Annotated in this window: 12 protein-coding genes; 7 read left to right on the top strand and 5 right to left on the bottom strand. The window is 71.9% G+C overall.

The genetic code is table 11. The features are described from left to right. Positions 1-9: 9 nt before the first annotated feature. On the bottom strand, positions 10-1,218 hold the full coding sequence (locus ACWD2L_RS10545; protein WP_451188583.1) for an oxygenase MpaB family protein: 1,209 nt from the start codon (positions 1,216-1,218) through the stop codon (positions 10-12). A gap of 155 nt (positions 1,219-1,373) precedes the next feature. Here ACWD2L_RS10545 and ACWD2L_RS10550 point away from each other — a divergent pair, with 155 nt between their 5' ends. Next, complete coding sequence (locus ACWD2L_RS10550) at positions 1,374-1,862, top strand: DUF4334 domain-containing protein (RefSeq protein ID WP_451188585.1); 489 nt, start codon at positions 1,374-1,376, stop codon at positions 1,860-1,862. 81 nt (positions 1,863-1,943) lie between these two features. Here ACWD2L_RS10550 and ACWD2L_RS10555 read toward each other — a convergent pair whose 3' ends face one another. After that, positions 1,944-3,071: an Lrp/AsnC family transcriptional regulator gene (locus ACWD2L_RS10555; RefSeq protein WP_451188588.1), complete on the bottom strand. Its 1,128-nt coding sequence runs from the start codon at positions 3,069-3,071 to the stop codon at positions 1,944-1,946. Between ACWD2L_RS10555 and ACWD2L_RS10560 the strand changes: the two genes are divergently transcribed. The 3 genes from ACWD2L_RS10560 to ACWD2L_RS10570 are packed head-to-tail and all read left to right on the top strand — an operon-like array spanning position 3,070 to position 5,861. Beyond that, positions 3,070-3,234: a hypothetical protein gene (locus ACWD2L_RS10560; RefSeq protein ID WP_451188591.1), complete on the top strand. Its 165-nt coding sequence runs from the start codon at positions 3,070-3,072 to the stop codon at positions 3,232-3,234. The two genes, ACWD2L_RS10555 and ACWD2L_RS10560, sit on opposite strands and share 2 nt — an antisense overlap. Further along, positions 3,231-4,505, top strand: coding sequence for an MFS transporter (locus ACWD2L_RS10565; RefSeq protein WP_451188594.1), 1,275 nt, complete (start codon positions 3,231-3,233; stop codon positions 4,503-4,505). The genes ACWD2L_RS10560 and ACWD2L_RS10565 overlap by 4 nt, the downstream gene beginning before the upstream one ends. A 42-nt stretch (positions 4,506-4,547) precedes the next feature. Then, positions 4,548-5,861 carry an amidohydrolase gene (locus tag ACWD2L_RS10570; protein ID WP_451188597.1) on the top strand — a complete coding sequence of 438 codons (1,314 nt, stop codon included), beginning with the start codon at positions 4,548-4,550 and terminating at the stop codon, positions 5,859-5,861. Between the two features lie 48 nt (positions 5,862-5,909). Here ACWD2L_RS10570 and ACWD2L_RS10575 read toward each other — a convergent pair whose 3' ends face one another. Then, entirely contained in the window at positions 5,910-6,791 is an 882-nt protein-coding gene (locus ACWD2L_RS10575) for an SDR family oxidoreductase (protein ID WP_451188600.1), read from the bottom strand. A 105-nt stretch (positions 6,792-6,896) separates the two neighbouring features. Between ACWD2L_RS10575 and ACWD2L_RS10580 the strand changes: the two genes are divergently transcribed. Together ACWD2L_RS10580 and ACWD2L_RS10585 are read left to right on the top strand one after the other, a co-directional pair. Continuing rightward, positions 6,897-7,478 (top strand): TetR/AcrR family transcriptional regulator, encoded by a 582-nt coding sequence (locus ACWD2L_RS10580; protein ID WP_451188603.1) that lies wholly within the window; start codon positions 6,897-6,899, stop codon positions 7,476-7,478. 129 nt (positions 7,479-7,607) lie between these two features. After that, positions 7,608-9,572 (top strand): hypothetical protein, encoded by a 1,965-nt coding sequence (locus tag ACWD2L_RS10585; RefSeq protein WP_451188606.1) that lies wholly within the window; start codon positions 7,608-7,610, stop codon positions 9,570-9,572. Here the strand turns inward: ACWD2L_RS10585 and ACWD2L_RS10590 are convergent. Then, complete coding sequence (locus ACWD2L_RS10590; RefSeq protein WP_451188609.1) at positions 9,569-11,221, bottom strand: translation initiation factor 2; 1,653 nt, start codon at positions 11,219-11,221, stop codon at positions 9,569-9,571. The genes ACWD2L_RS10585 and ACWD2L_RS10590 overlap by 4 nt on opposite strands. A 228-nt stretch (positions 11,222-11,449) precedes the next feature. Here ACWD2L_RS10590 and ACWD2L_RS10595 point away from each other — a divergent pair, with 228 nt between their 5' ends. Continuing rightward, positions 11,450-11,902 (top strand): hypothetical protein, encoded by a 453-nt coding sequence (locus ACWD2L_RS10595; protein ID WP_451188612.1) that lies wholly within the window; start codon positions 11,450-11,452, stop codon positions 11,900-11,902. Between the two features lie 86 nt (positions 11,903-11,988). On the opposite strand, the gene ACWD2L_RS10600 is transcribed toward ACWD2L_RS10595, so the two are convergent. Beyond that, positions 11,989-13,893 carry a CocE/NonD family hydrolase gene (locus ACWD2L_RS10600; protein WP_451188615.1) on the bottom strand — a complete coding sequence of 635 codons (1,905 nt, stop codon included), beginning with the start codon at positions 13,891-13,893 and terminating at the stop codon, positions 11,989-11,991. Positions 13,894-14,072 lie beyond the last annotated feature (179 nt).

Here is a 14,072-nt window from a genome sequence, read left to right on the forward strand (position 1 = left end):
CGAGGGGTGTCAGTCCTGTCGGTTGTGCGTGGGGATCACGATGGGTGTGGTCTGTCCGGACTCGCCCTTGTTCAGGAACGCCATGGCCAGCGCGCGGACGAACTGGTCGAACATGTAGAACGCGCTGGGCGCGACCGGGTTCAGTCCTTCACGGAAGAGGATGAAGGCCGGCCACACGGTGCGGATCAGGGTCGCCGAGGCGTAGTCGCGCTTGAGTCCCAGCCAGTCGCCGATCTCGTTGCTGAGGACGTAGCGCACGAACTCGTTGAGGAATCCGCGCGTGACACCGAGGTCGATCTGGGCGGTCAACCCGAGGAGATCCTCGGCGAGTTCGATGCCCTCGGTGGTGGGGGAGAGGATGGGCGTGAGCACCTGCGCCGACTGCTTGTCGGCCTCGGCCCACGACTTGGGGATGTACTCCGTGCGCACGCCGAGCAGGTGCAGGGCGACCTGCCAGCTGTGCAGGAAGGCCTCCTGATCCTCGGCCGGGAACGGGACCTTCCACTCGAGCAGCTTCCTGCGCACGAACGTGCCGAGGCTGTGGAAGGTGACGAGGATGTCGGCGTTGCTGATCGGGATCTTCTGGTCAGCGACCGCGGACCAGTGCGGGGACTGCGGCAGCATGTGCCGCACCGCGGCGTGCACCAGGCGCGTCTTGTTGGCGGTGACGATGAACTGGCCCTCGGGCTCGAAGCCCTTCAGCTCGGCCAGGTCGTAGCCGAATGTGAACGTCTTGGCCGCGCGGTCCTGCATGTCGGCGCCGCCCGCGGACCAGTAGACACTCTTCGCCTCGCGCGGGATCACGGTGCTCATGATCCCGCTGCCGAGCCCGTAGAGCAGGAACAGATAGGTGTCCTTGCGCCGGTTGAAGTCGGCGGCGCGGGCCAGCTTCTTCGGATCCGCCCAGGAGGGGAGCTTGTTGACCCCCTGAAGGTATGTGGTGAGCTCGGCCGGCAGGCCGCTGGGCAGCGGGTCGCCGTTGTTCACCCACGACGCCATCGCCTTGTTGACGGCCGGGACCTGACCGCTGGTGATGACCTTGGCCATCAGCGGGTCGATGTCGTCGTCCCACACGTACTCGGGATCGGCGCCCGCCCCGGAACCCGCGACCGAGCCGGTCGGCGACCAGGCCCACGCGTCGGTGGCGGTGCCCGTCGCGCCCACGAGTCCCAGCGCGGCGCCGAGCGACAGGATGTTTCTGCGGCTCAGATGTGTCATTGACTTACTCGCCTTCCTGGTTGGCCAGGCGGTTCAACAGGCCAGAAGATGCTGGGTGTTGGGGTCTCCGCCATGCTTCAATTCTTGTTCCAGGATGTGATTTTCGATTAACATAGCGAGGCGCGCGGTCATCGACAAGAGCGAGGAGAGCCCACATGGTCACGGATCAGGCGGACGAACGGTGGAAGGCCCTCCGCGCGGTGGACGGGCTGGTGGACCCGGCGGAACTCGACGCCCTGTGGGTCGACTTGGAGACGGTGGAGGCGGCCTCGCTCATCGGCTCCTGGCGCGGCTTCGCCTTCCTGACCGGCCACCCCATCGAGAAGGTGCTGGCCGCCGGCCGCTGGCACGGCAAGCGGTTCGACGCGCTCGACGACGCGAAGCCGCTGATCTGCCGCGCCGAGGACGGCAGCCTCTACTCCGACACCACGTCGGGCCGTGGCGAGGCCAGCTTGTGGAACGTCGAGTTCCGTGGCGAGGTGACCGCCACGATGGTGTACGACGGGATGCCCGTACTCGACCACTTCAAGCGGGTCGACGACACCACGCTCATGGGCGTGATGAACGGCAAGCCCGGCGTCGTGCTCGCGGACGGCCGGCACTTCTACTTCGGCCTGGAACGCGAAGCCCTGGACCGGGCATGAACCGGACCGTGTATGAACGGAACCGTGCGTGAAGGGTCGGCTGCCGATGGACGATCTGGTGACGACGTACGGTCTTGCCGCTCAGGCGCGATGGTCCACCGGGACGTGCCCCCGCGCGCGTCCGTCGTCGTCCAGCAGGCGGCCCATCCGCTTCGCCGTCAGCAGGGTGACATCACGGCGCAGGATCCGGGCACCGGCCAGCCGGGAGCCGAGGCGCACCTCGAAGCCGGCGGCGTCGCTCAGCGAGCGTGCCCACGTCGACACCAGCAGGTTGGCCTCGCCGGTCACCGCCATGCACAGCCGGACACCGGGCAGCGCGGCCACCAGGTGTCCCGCCGCGTCCAGTTCGGCGGAGGGCACGGCGACCCGGTACGTGCTGATGACCGGTCGGCCCGCCGCCAGGTGGGACACGTCGCAGCGGATCCTGACCTGGCCCGAGGCCAGCATCCGGGCAAGCCGGCGGCGGACGGTGGCCTCGCTGGTACCGGTGTCCCGGGCGAGTTCGCTGTAGGGGCGGCGGGCGTCGCGGGACAGGGCACCGAGCAGTGCACGGTCGGCGTCGCCGTGCTGCGGGGCCGCCGACCCGGCCGACACGGCGGACGCCAGGCGGGAGCGCTGCCCGCGGTCGAGCGCGTGCACCTTCCAGTCCGCGCCTTCCCGGTAACTGTGCAGCACCACGGAGAGCCGGACGTCGCGTACGCCCGGCAGCCCGGCGAGCGGGCCGTCGGCGAAGCGCGTCAGGGCCGCCGTACCGGAGCAGGACAGCGTGAGGAAGAGGGCGCCGTCGCTACCCGTGCTGCCGCCCCCGGTGGTGCGCTCGACGCTGGCCACGCGCGGGTCCGCGCATGCCGCCTCCGTGGCGGCGGCCAGGCTGCCGGGGGCAACGGCCACATCGGCGAAGGCCATGCAGAGGCGCTGCCCCCGCCCGTGCCGCTCCCACGCCTCGTAGGCGGTGCTCCAGGCGAGCCCGGAGGCGCGCAACCGGTCCCAACGGCGGGCGGCGGTGGTGGCGTCGATGCCGAGAACCGCGCCGATCCTCGACCAGGGGGCACGGGGGCTGGTCTGCAGGGCGTCGACGAGCGCCATGTCCGTCTCGTCGAGGTCGTACACGTCGGCCGTGGCGGAGTCGCACATGTCGGAATCCGGGGAGACGGAATCCTGCGCCTGTAGGGCGATGGATTCCGGCATCGGTGCGGGGGCGGATGGCATGGCGACCATTGTGGGGCCACTCGTACTCACCCGTGCGGCGGCCCCCGGCACAGCGGCGGACGCCCGCCGCACGGATGTGCGCGCCTGCCCGGACGTGGACCCGTTCGCAGGTCAAGGCGTGCGCGCCCACTCCCCGTCGCGACACACCGTGGAGCCGCCGTGAGCGCCACCAGTACATCGACCGACGCACCCGCCGGGCAGCCCGGACCCGACGAGGGCCGGGTCCGGCTCGACCGGGCCGCGAAGACGACCGTCGGCCTGCTGTTCCTGGCCTGGATCGTCGACTACATCGACCGGCTCGTGATCAACCTCGCGCTGCCGCACATCGGCATCGAGTTCGGCATCGACCGGACCCAGCAGGGCATGGTCCTCTCCGCGTTCTTCCTCGCCTACGCCGCGTGCCAGATCCCCGGCGGGCTGCTCGCCGACCGGTTCGGATCCAAGCGGATCCTGCTGTGGGCGATGCTCGTCTGGTCGGTGTTCACGGCGCTGACCGGGACCGCCTGGTCGTTCGCCGCGCTCGTCGCGATCCGCGTGCTGTTCGGCGCCGGGCAGGGCGTCTTCCCGGCCGCCGCGATGAAGGCCGTCGCCGAACGCACCGGACCCCGCGAGCGGATGACGGCGAGCGGCTGGATCTCCTCGTCCAACTCCTTCGGCGCGGTCGTCGCGCCGCTGATCGCGGGACCCGTCATCGCCCTGTGGGGCTGGCGCATGTCGTTCTACGCCGTCGCGGGACTCGGCGTCGCGACCTTCGTCCTCGTGCAACTCCTGCTGCCCCCGGCGCGGTCGACCGCGCGGACCGAGGCCGCCGAGGGCGGCGGCGGAACGCGTGCGCTGCTCGCCACCCCGGCGATGTGGCTGTACGTCGGGATGCTGTTCGGCTACGGCATGCTCGCCTGGGGCCTCAACTCCTGGGTGCCGTCCTACCTGCAGACCGAGCGCGGGCTCTCGCTGGAGAGTTCGGGCCTGCTCACCGCGCTGCCCGCGCTCTTCGGCGGCCTGGCCATGATTCTCAGCGGCTGGTGCGCGGACAGGCTGAAGGGCCGACCCGCGCTGCTCGTCGCGCCGTCCATGACCGTCGCCGGCGTCGCGGTGCTCGCGATGACGCAGGCCGAAGGCCTGGTCGCGTTCGAGACGCTGCTGTGTGTCGCCTTCGCCGCCTGCACGTTCTGCTTCACGCCGATCTTCGCGGTGCCGCTGCGGACGCTGTCGACCCGGCTGAGTGGCGCCGCCTCCGGAATGATCAACTTCGGTGGCCAGTCCGCGGGCATCCTGGTGCCGATGCTGATGGGATATCTCGCGGACACCTACTCGTTCACCGTCGCCTTCGCCGTCCTCGCCCTCGGCGCGGCACTCACCGCCGGCCTCGCACTGATCGCCCCGCAGACCTCCGATGCCCTGCGCTCCCGGCTCGGCCCGGCCGTCCGGGACTGACCACTTCTGCCCAATTCCGCCTCAGCGAAGGAGCTTTGCCGCATGACTTCCGCTACGTCCCCCGCCTGCCCGGTCGACCCCGCCCGCCTCGCGTTGCCCGCCGGCACCACCGCCGACGAGGGACTGCCGCAGCTGCTGCCGGCCCTGGGCGAGCTCTACCGGGACCTGCACGCCCACCCCGAGCTGTCGATGCACGAGACCCGTACCGCCGCCATCATCGCAACCGTGCTGCGCGCCCAGGGCTGGGAAGTCGCCGAGCACGTCGGCACGACCGGCGTCGTCGGCACACTCACCAACGGCGAGGGCCCCACGGTCCTGCTCCGCGCCGACACCGACGGGCTGCCGCTGGCCGAGGACACGGGCCTGCCCTACGCCTCGACCGACACCGCGACAGGGCCCGACGGCCACGAGGTGCCGGTGATGCACGGCTGCGGCCACGACCACCACGTCACCGCGCTGCTCGGCGCGACCGCCCTGTACGCGGCGGACCGCACGTCCTGGCGCGGCACACTGCTCGCCGTCTTCCAGCCCGGCGAGGAGATCGCGGCGGGCGCACAGGCCATGGTCGACGACGGCTTCGCGGACCGCTTCCCGCGCCCGGACGTCTGCCTGGGCCAGCACGTCAGCCCGCTGCCCACCGGCACGGTGGCGCTGCGCCCCGGCACGACCATGTCGGCCGCGGACAGCTTCCGCATCCGCCTGTTCGGCTCCGGGGGACACGGCTCCCAGCCCGAGCTGACGGTCGACCCGATCGTGCTCGGCGCACACGTGGTGACCCGCCTGCAGACGGTGGTGTCCCGCGAGATCGCCGCCCAGGACGCGGTCGTGGTGACGGTCGGCTCGTTCCGGGCGGGTCACAAGGAGAACATCATCCCGGACAGCGCCGAACTCAAGGTCAACGTCCGGACCTTCGACCCCGAGGTACGCGAGCGGGTCCTCGCCGCGATCAAGCGGATCGTCCGCGGCGAGGCCGAGACCGCCGGCGCCCCGCGCGAGCCGGAGTTCGAACCGCTCAACGCCTTCCCGCTCACCGTCAACGACGACGAAGCCACCGAACGCGCCCGCGCCGCCCTGCTGACGGTCTACGGCGAGGAGGGCGCGCAGCACATGGCACGCCCGCTCTCCGGCAGCGAGGACTTCGGCGTCTTCGGCACGACCCTCGACTGCCCTTCGGTGTTCTGGATGTGGGGCAGCCTCGACCCCAAGCTCTACGAGGGCGAGGACCCGACGCGGGCGCGTCCGGGCATCCCGGGCAACCACTCGCCGCGCTTCGGCCCGCAGGCCGAGCCGGTCATCGAGTACGGGGTGCGCGGTCTGCGCGCGGTGGCCGCCGAGTTCAACGGCCCGCAGGGCTGATCGTGCGCCGGGCTGACCGCGTGCCGGGCGCGGCCGGCCCGGTGCGTGTCAGGGCTCGATCTTCTCCAGGTCCTCGAGCAGGCCCGGGTGGGTCGGCTGCCAGCCGAGAGTGGCGCGGGTGTGGGCGCTGCTCGACGGCTGGTCGGTCGCGAAGATCGGCCCGAGCGGACCGAAGCTCTCCTCCGGCACGGACTCGGACGGGATGCCGAGCCGCCGCCCGATGACCGCGGTGATGTCCCGTACGGCATCGCCCTCGTCAGCGACGGCGTGCCATGCCGTACCGGCGGGAGCCTTCTCCAGGGCGAGCCGGAACAGGACGGCGGCGTCGAGTGCGTGGACGGCCGGCCAGCGCTGCGTGCCGTCCCCGGGGTAGCCGGCGACGCCGGTCTGGCGGGCGATCTGGGTGAGCAGTCCGGCGAACCCGCCGTCGCCCTCGTTGTGCACGGTGCGCGGCAGCCGGATCGCCGAGCTGCGCACACCGCGCGAGGCGAGGCCGAGGGCGCGCTGCACCGACACGCTGCGCCCGCCGACGGGCCCGTCCGTGGGCAGCGGATCCTCCTCGGTCGAGGCCCGCCCCGCCGCATGGGGCGTGCCAGACACGGTGACGAGCGGCCGGTCCGTACCGACGAGGGCGTCACCGAGCGTCTCGAGCGCGGCGCCCTCCTCGGCCACCGCACGAGCGAGCGCCTCCGGCGAGCTGAAGTCGTTGCTGAACGCGAGGTGGACGACGCCGTCCGCCTGCTGCGCGCCGGTGCGCAGCACATCGAGATCGGTGAGACCGCCGCGCACCACCTCCGCGCCGGCCGCCGTGGCCTTATCCGCTGAGGCGTCGGAACGGGCGAGGGCGGTGACCGCATGACCTGCGGCGAGCAGTTCCGCGACGACGGCCGAGCCGATCAGGCCCGTACCGCCGGTGATGAAGACGCGCATGGCGGACTCCAAGGTGCGAGGGGATTGGTGATGCGACATGTGTCGCATCACCAACCACGCTACACCCAGTGATGCGACATGTGTCGCATCACTTAGGATGGTCGTATGCCGAGATGGAAGCCGGATGCCCGGCAGCGCCTGGTCGTGGCGGCGCTGAGCCTGTTCGCCGAGCAGGGCTACGACGACACGACGGTCGCCCAGATCGCCGAGCGCGCGGGCCTCACCCGCAGCACGTTCCACCGGCACTTCGCCGACAAGCGGGAGATCCTCACGGCGGGCCAGAAGACCCTCAGTCGCCTGCTGGCCGAGGGCATCTCCGAAGCTCCCGCCGACGCGACGCCGATCGCGACCGTCGCGGCCGGCCTTGAACGCGCGTGCGGAGAGATGACCTCCTTCAACCGCGAGCTGGGCCCGCTGCTGCACGCGGCGATCGAGGCGAACGAGGAACTCCAGGAGCGCAACGCGCTGAAGAGCATCGGCATGGCCGCCGCCATGGTCGAGGCCCTGCGCCCGCGCGGCGTCCCGGAACCCACGGCGCAGGTCGCCGCGGAGCTCGGCGTACTCGCCTTCAAGCTCGGCTTCACCGAATGGGCGGACCCTGCCCGCGACGAGGTCCCCGGCGACCTGGCGCCTCTCGTACTGGCCGCACTCGACGAACTGCGTGCGGCGGCGACGGGGCTTCGCTAGCGGCTCCACGGTTTCGTCGGTGGTGGCTCGGCCGCTCCGTCGGTGGCTCCGCTGTTTCGTCAGACCGGGCTAGTAAAGTTCCTGGCAGCAAGCCCAGTTGAACCGGACGACGCTGCTGAGAGGGAGCCCGTGAGGATCGAACTTCCGCCGGAGCCGGTGCATTTCGTGAACCGTCACGACGAGCGGGAGCGGGCGCTGCGCGCGGTGGAGGACTGGCGGGGCCGGTCCCGGCCGCTGGTGATGTCGCTGAGCGGCCCGGCCGGACTCGGCAAGTCGGAGCTCGCGTACGTCATCGCCCGCACGGTCCGCGACCGGTACCCCGACGGCGTCCTCACGGTGGACCTCGACGACTTCCGGCTCGACGGAGTGCTCGACCCCGGCGACGTGCTCACGCAACTACTGCAGTCCCTGAACGTCGAAACCGCGCTGGTGGCACGGCAGTTCAAGGCGCGGTGCAAGCAGTACTGGACCATGACGGCGGACCTGAAGCTGGTGCTGATCGTCGACAACGTCCGCTACGCGTCCGAGCTGGTCCCGCTGCTCCCGGCCTCCGGCGAAAGCCTCGTCATCGTCGCGAGCCACGGGCCCCTGTACGACCTGGAGGACGGCGCGGCGATCGGCATGCCGCTGCAACCGCTGACGGAACAGGCGGCGAGCGAACTCCTCGATCTGATCGTCCGCGACGACCGGCTCGCCACCGACCCGGCGGCCGTGCGCGCACTCATCGGTCTCTGCGACGGCCTGCCTACCGCCCTGCACGTCGCGGGCCGCTGGATCCGCTCCCGCCGACTGCGGCCACTGCCGCGACTGATCGACGAACTGCGCGGCGAGTGGGGCGAGAAGGGTGTGCCCGGGGTCGAGCGGGTGTGGGACACGGCGTACGACGCCCTGTCCGACGTCGCGGCGCGCCTGTACCGGCTGCTGCCCCACCACCCCGGTGCCACCTTCACACCCGACTCGGCCACCGCCCTGCTCGGCCTCGGCGCCGAGGCCTGCGAGGAAGCCCTCGAAGAACTGGACCGCGCCGGAGTCCTGGACCTGCGTGCCCGCGACGGACGCATGAGGCTCCCCGGCCCCCTCCACGCGCACGCCCTGCGCAGATCGCGCCGCGACGCGACGGCGGGCGAGGTGCGGGAGGCCGGGGTCCGGGTGCTGCGCTGGTACGTGCGCCAGGCCCAGCGGGCCGACCTGATCGCGGCCGGCCCCCGCCTGGTCGTGACGGACCGCGTCGAGCCTCTGCCCGACGCCCCGGATACGCCCCTCCCGGACGCCGCCACGGGCGCCACCAAGTGGCTCTTCGCCGAACGACACACCTTGTTCGCCTGCGTACGCCTCGCTCACGCCCTCGGCATGGACGCCGAAACAGTGGCCCTGTCGGAGCCGCTGTGGACGTACGCGCTGGACCACCCGGGGCAGCCCGAGACCGTCGACGCGCTGAAGCTGGCGCGCGACGCGGCGGTCCGCGACGGCGGGAGCGCCGCGTGGCTGGTGCGCACCCGATGCCAACTCGCCCGTCAGCTTTGGGAGATGGCGGAGTACGCGGCGGCAGCGGACGAGCTCGACGCGGCGACGTCGGCCGCCCGCCTGCTCGGTGGCACAGCGTCGGAGCGTAAACTCGCCGCCTCCGTCGTGGAGTTCCAGGGCGCGCTGAAGAGCGCGCAGGGCAACTGGGCGGAAGCCACCAGGGACTTCGAAGCATCCCGCGACGTACACCGTGCGATCCCGAACTCGTATGGCGTGATGCTCCAGACCTACCGCATGGGCGAGGCCCAGGCACACCTCGGCGCCACGGAGACCGCGCACCGCCTGCTCACCGAGGCGCACGACGCCGCACGCGAGCTGGGGCGTGAGCGCATGACGCGCCGTACGGGCTTCGCACTGGCGGGCGTGCTCGCCCAACTCGGCCAAAGGGCGGAGGCTCAGCGCCTGTACGAGGCATCGCTGGTGAGCGCGAGAGACCGGGAATCCGGGTTCGACGAGGCCCGTGTGCACGACGCCCTCGCGGACCTGGCGGCTGCGGACGGTCGGCCCGCGGAGGAGGAGGGCCACCGGCGGTCGGCACACGAGATCCGTCGGCGCAACGGACTGGCCTAGATCTCCTGTTGGGCCTCGGCGGATGTCGCGGGCCGCAGCCGGACGGGGAACGCGCGCTCGCCGATCACGCAGGTCAGCGTGGTCGCGGTGGCGGGCGTGGCCGTGGTGGTGGTCCTGGTCAGCCACGCGTGCGCGGCCGACACCGCGGCGGCCGGATCCACGCGCGCGACGAGACCGTCCTCGTCGTGGACGAAGGGCTCGGCTTCGAGGACGTACGGCCGCGCGTGCCCGCGAACCCGCAGCAGACAGCCCCTTGTGGGCAGGATGGTGGCGGCCGTCCGGCACCCCGGCCACTCGGACAGGGCCTGCTGCGCCCACCCGTCGAAGGTTCGACCGAGGGTTGCCGCGTCGGCGGGTCCGGCCTGAGCCTGCCGGTACAAGAGGCCTGCGGAGCGTACGAGTTGCTCGCTCGCCGCTCCATGTTCCACGGCGAGGTGATGTCCCGGCGATCCCGCCCCGGCGGGGTGCCGGGCGATGACGACACCGGTCTCGGTGAACTCGGCGTGCACATCGAAGGCGGAGGGTGTCCGGCTCGGCGGGCCGGGAAGCGGCAGAGGGGCGGCGGTGGGGGAGTGGAGTGCCGGCGGGGTGAGGTCGAGCAGGGTGTAGAGCTCGTCGCGCAGCCGCCGCAGGGCGCCGTGCTGGTGAGTGAACGCGGCCCGTGCGGCCTCGGCGGCGCACCCCGGACGATACGCCCGCAGGGCCTTCGGTAGGTCTTCCGACGGGCCCAACTCCGGTACCCCGCCAAGAAGTACGTCCATGGGGCTGCCCGGAAGCAGCTCGTCGCCGCCCCGGCAGGTGGCGACGACGGGCCGGTCCTCGGCGGCGGCGTAGTACAGGGCCGCCGAACCGTGGTCGGTGACCAGGGCGTCCGCCGCGACCAGGACCGACGCCCACTCGTCGTGAGGTTGCGGCAGCAGCATCCCGGCCGCGAGAGCCGGTTCGAGCCGCTGCCTCAGCTCGAACGCACCGAGCCGACTCCACTCGTTGGGGTGCACGATGAGCGCCAACTGGTACTCGTCGTAGGGAAGTTGTGCGGCGAGGCGCGCCGGTAGGCCCGGGTGGCGTTGGATCAGTGACTCGGGTCCCCAGGTGGAAGCGAGCGCGACGAGCGTGCGTGGCCCCGTGCCCAGTGCGGCCCGGTAGTGGTCACGGTGGGTGCGCGAGGCGAGGACGCGCTCCAGCGTGGGATCGCCGACGACCTTCGCGCTCCTCGCGGCCTGCGGGGCCACCTTCGTGAGGCGGGTGAGCTGGTCGGGGTGGGCCAGGGCGTGCAGGGCGACCGGCGCGGAGCCCTCCGGGCGGCTCAGGTACACCGGGTCGAGGCCGGACGCGGAGTCGGCCGAACCCTCGTACGGAATGGTCTTGTTGAACCCGGCCCCGTGCGGCAGCAGAACGTGCGGCCCCCGCAGCCGTCCCAGGTCGCCCTTCGGGCTGGCGGCGATGACCAGGTCGTACGCCCGTGAACAGGCCTCGCTCCACGGCACGGTGCGCGCGCCCACCCGCTCGATGGCGGCCAGCGCGTCGGCACCGAAGTCCGAGCCCGGGACGAGGGTGAAGCAACGGGTGACACGGTCGTCGCCCGCGAGAGCGGGAAGCACGTCGAGGAGCCGGTAGAGCGCTACGGCCGACCGCGCGGCGAGAAGCACGGTCCGCTGCGGTTCACCATGGACGCCCCGGCCGCCCCTGTCGCCTGTCGCCCGTCGCCCGTCGCCCGTCGCCCGTAAATTGTCAATTCTAGTGGGGGCGGGGTGTCTGCGATGTCGTTTTCGCAGATGGGGCCTGGTTCTTGTGCGTCGTCCGGCGACATGATCCGATCCTACCTTCGGGTGTTCGGAGCGAGCCGGGCGCGGGAGCCGGGGAAGGTGTGTCGGGGGATGAGTGACTGGGGAGTGGCGTTGATCGCCGCGGGGTCGGCGATCGCGGGCAGCGTCGTCACGGGCTGGTACGGCCGCTCGGCCGGCATCCGCCAGGCCGAGGCGGCGCGGCACTCCGGCGACCGGCAGGCCGACGCGCTGCTCACCTCGGTCCGCATGACACTCGGCGCCGACGAACAGCGCGCCGCCCGTGAGGCGCGGCGCGCGACGTACGCGGAGTTCCTGGCGGCAGCCGAGAGCGGCATCGTCGCCGAGCGCACGGGTCTCGGCACGGCGGAGGACGAGCCGCGCCTGTACCGGGCGTCGAGCGCGGTGGCCCTGGAGGGGCCGTCGCCGGTCGCCGAGGCGGCGGTCGCCGTCGTCGAGGCGCTGCGCCGCCATGACACGCAGGACGACCTGCGGCGCGCGAAGGACGCGTTCATCGCTGCCGCGCGGGAGGATCTGAACGGCTGAGGGGGAACGCCGTGTTCGGGCCTCTCTCTCGGCCCGTCGACGAAGGAGCTGATGGCCGTGCTGCGGGACGAGAGCCGGGGCGCCCCTCACCGCAGCGCGTCCACCCCACCCTCCACGCACACCCGCAGCGCCGACGGACGCACCGCGTCCATGTGCACCCGGTTGACGGCGATCGCGCGGCGCCGTGCCGCGGCTTCCGGCTCGCCGGTGTTGGCATTGACGTCGAAGCGGGGGAAGTTGCTCGAGGAGATGTCCAGACGGATGCGGTGGCCCGCGGCGAAGCGGTTCGCCGTGTCCGGGGCCGTCACCTCGATCTCGTACACCTCACCAGGAACCAGCGGTTCGGGCTTCTCGAAGGAACGGTGGAAGCGGCAGCGGAAGATGCCGTCGGTGAGGTTCATGGCGAAGCCGTGCGGATAGTCCGGGTTCGGCGGGTACTGGTCGATCAGCTTCACGGTGAAGTCGGTGTCGGGTGCGGAGGACGACACGTACAGCCGCACCGAGACCAGGCCTGCGAGCACCACATCCCGCTCCAGCGGGGGTGTGAGGACGCTGATGACATCGGGGCGCGCGTCGAGCGGGAGGTAGGGCTCACGGGCGCCGAACGTCCGGGCGTCCGGGGCGTTCTGGTCGTACGCGCCGCCGGTCATGACCGGTTCCCCCGACGTCACCTGCCCGCCCATGGTCGGCACGGGTTCCCGCGGGTCGAAGTCGTAGGCCACCGATGCCTCGGCCTCGGTGGGCGGGGCGGGGGAGAGGGCGCCGTCGGCGCGCAGGTACAGGGAGACCGGGCGGGTTCCTGACGGTGGCCAGCTGGTGTCCGTGCGCCACTCGCCGCCGTGCCGCATCCGCCCCGCCGCGTCCCGGTGACCGTCTCCGCCGCCCATCAGGAAGTACCGCACCGTCGGGAAGCCGCCCGCGTCGGCGCGTCCGAGCGCGGCGTCGAACCACCTTCTGCGGAACGCGAGATACGACTCGTCCAGGTTCCCCGACAGCGTCGCGGCGGGACCGAAGTCGACGTCCCCCGCGAACGTCTCGCAGCGGTGGCCATGCGTCCACGGACCCATCACCAGGTACGCGGGGGCCTTCTTGCGCGCCCGCAGTTCCGTGAAGTTCTCGATGGTGGACCGGACATAAGGGTCGTACCAACTGCCCATGTGCAGGCTCGGGACGTCGGGGAAGCGGTCGTAGGAACCGCGGCCGTAGAGCGCGGGGTTGCGGTAGTAGTCACCGAAGGCGTCCTCGCGCCACTGCTCCAGCAGGAAGTCCTCGTACGCGGGCAGATGTCTCAAAGGGGAGGAACCCGAGCGCCACGGCATCGAGGTGAACCAGCCCTCGACATCGATCCGCCGCATCTCCTCCGCCAGCACCGGGTCGGCCGCCGCCTCGGGGCTGTTCGCGCCGTGCCGCAGCGCCCACGTGGCCTGCTTCAGCTCGAAGGCGCCGCCCATCCGCATGCCCGCCTCGTACGCCGACGCGAAGCCGCCCGAGTCCTGGAACATGGCCGCGAGCCCGGCCGGGGCCTCGGCCGCCGCGGCGGCCTGGACGTGCGCCGAGTAGGACACCCCGGTCATCACCACTCTGCCGTCGCACCACGGCTGCGTCCGTATCCACTCCACGGTGTCGGCGCCGTCCGGGCCCTCCCCGAGGTACTTCACGAACGTCCCCTCCGACTCCCCGCGCCCACGGCAGTCCTGCCGTACGACGTGGTATCCGGCGTCCGTGAAGTGCCGTGCGATGTCCTCGGGCCGTGGCACCGGGGCGTCGTGCCGGTCCTGGTCCGAGCCGCGCTGCTCGCGTTTGCCGTACGGGGTCCGCTCCAGCAGCACCGGCAGCGGCGCGGGTCCGGGCTCGGGGCCGGCGGTGTAGAGGTCCGCGGCGAGGTGTGTCCCGTCGCGCATGGGGACGGTCAGGGGCCTGCGCCACAGTGTGCCGTCGGTGTGCAGCGGGTGGGGGGCGCGGGGGGCTTCGAGGGCGTCTTGCGAGGTCACGGCCGCAACCGTAGGCCGCGACCGACGCGCGGTGGATCACTTGCCGCAATCACGTCAACTGTTCCGTCAGGCCGTGACGCCGTGCGCATCCCCTTCGTACTGTGTGCCCGCCGCCCTGCCGAACTCAGAGGTCAGGACAGGTGCGGCCCTGTGCGCCCGCACGGCGCGTCCCCCTTCGA

The organism is Streptomyces sp. NPDC002754 (assembly GCF_053592315.1).

What these genes read in the sequence shown, in the direction of transcription:
- ACWD2L_RS10560 (WP_451188591.1), top strand. Translation starts at nt 3,070, where the DNA reads ATGGCGACCATTGTGGGGCCACTCGTACTCACCCGTGCGGCGGCCCCC.
- ACWD2L_RS10575 (WP_451188600.1), bottom strand. Translation starts at nt 6,791, where the DNA reads ATGCGCGTCTTCATCACCGGCGGTACGGGCCTGATCGGCTCGGCCGTC.
- ACWD2L_RS10580 (WP_451188603.1), top strand. Translation starts at nt 6,897, where the DNA reads ATGCCGAGATGGAAGCCGGATGCCCGGCAGCGCCTGGTCGTGGCGGCG.
- ACWD2L_RS10570 (WP_451188597.1), top strand. Translation starts at nt 4,548, where the DNA reads ATGACTTCCGCTACGTCCCCCGCCTGCCCGGTCGACCCCGCCCGCCTC.
- ACWD2L_RS10555 (WP_451188588.1), bottom strand. Translation starts at nt 3,071, where the DNA reads ATGCCATCCGCCCCCGCACCGATGCCGGAATCCATCGCCCTACAGGCG.
- ACWD2L_RS10550 (WP_451188585.1), top strand. Translation starts at nt 1,374, where the DNA reads ATGGTCACGGATCAGGCGGACGAACGGTGGAAGGCCCTCCGCGCGGTG.
- ACWD2L_RS10545 (WP_451188583.1), bottom strand. Translation starts at nt 1,218, where the DNA reads ATGACACATCTGAGCCGCAGAAACATCCTGTCGCTCGGCGCCGCGCTG.
- ACWD2L_RS10595 (WP_451188612.1), top strand. Translation starts at nt 11,450, where the DNA reads ATGAGTGACTGGGGAGTGGCGTTGATCGCCGCGGGGTCGGCGATCGCG.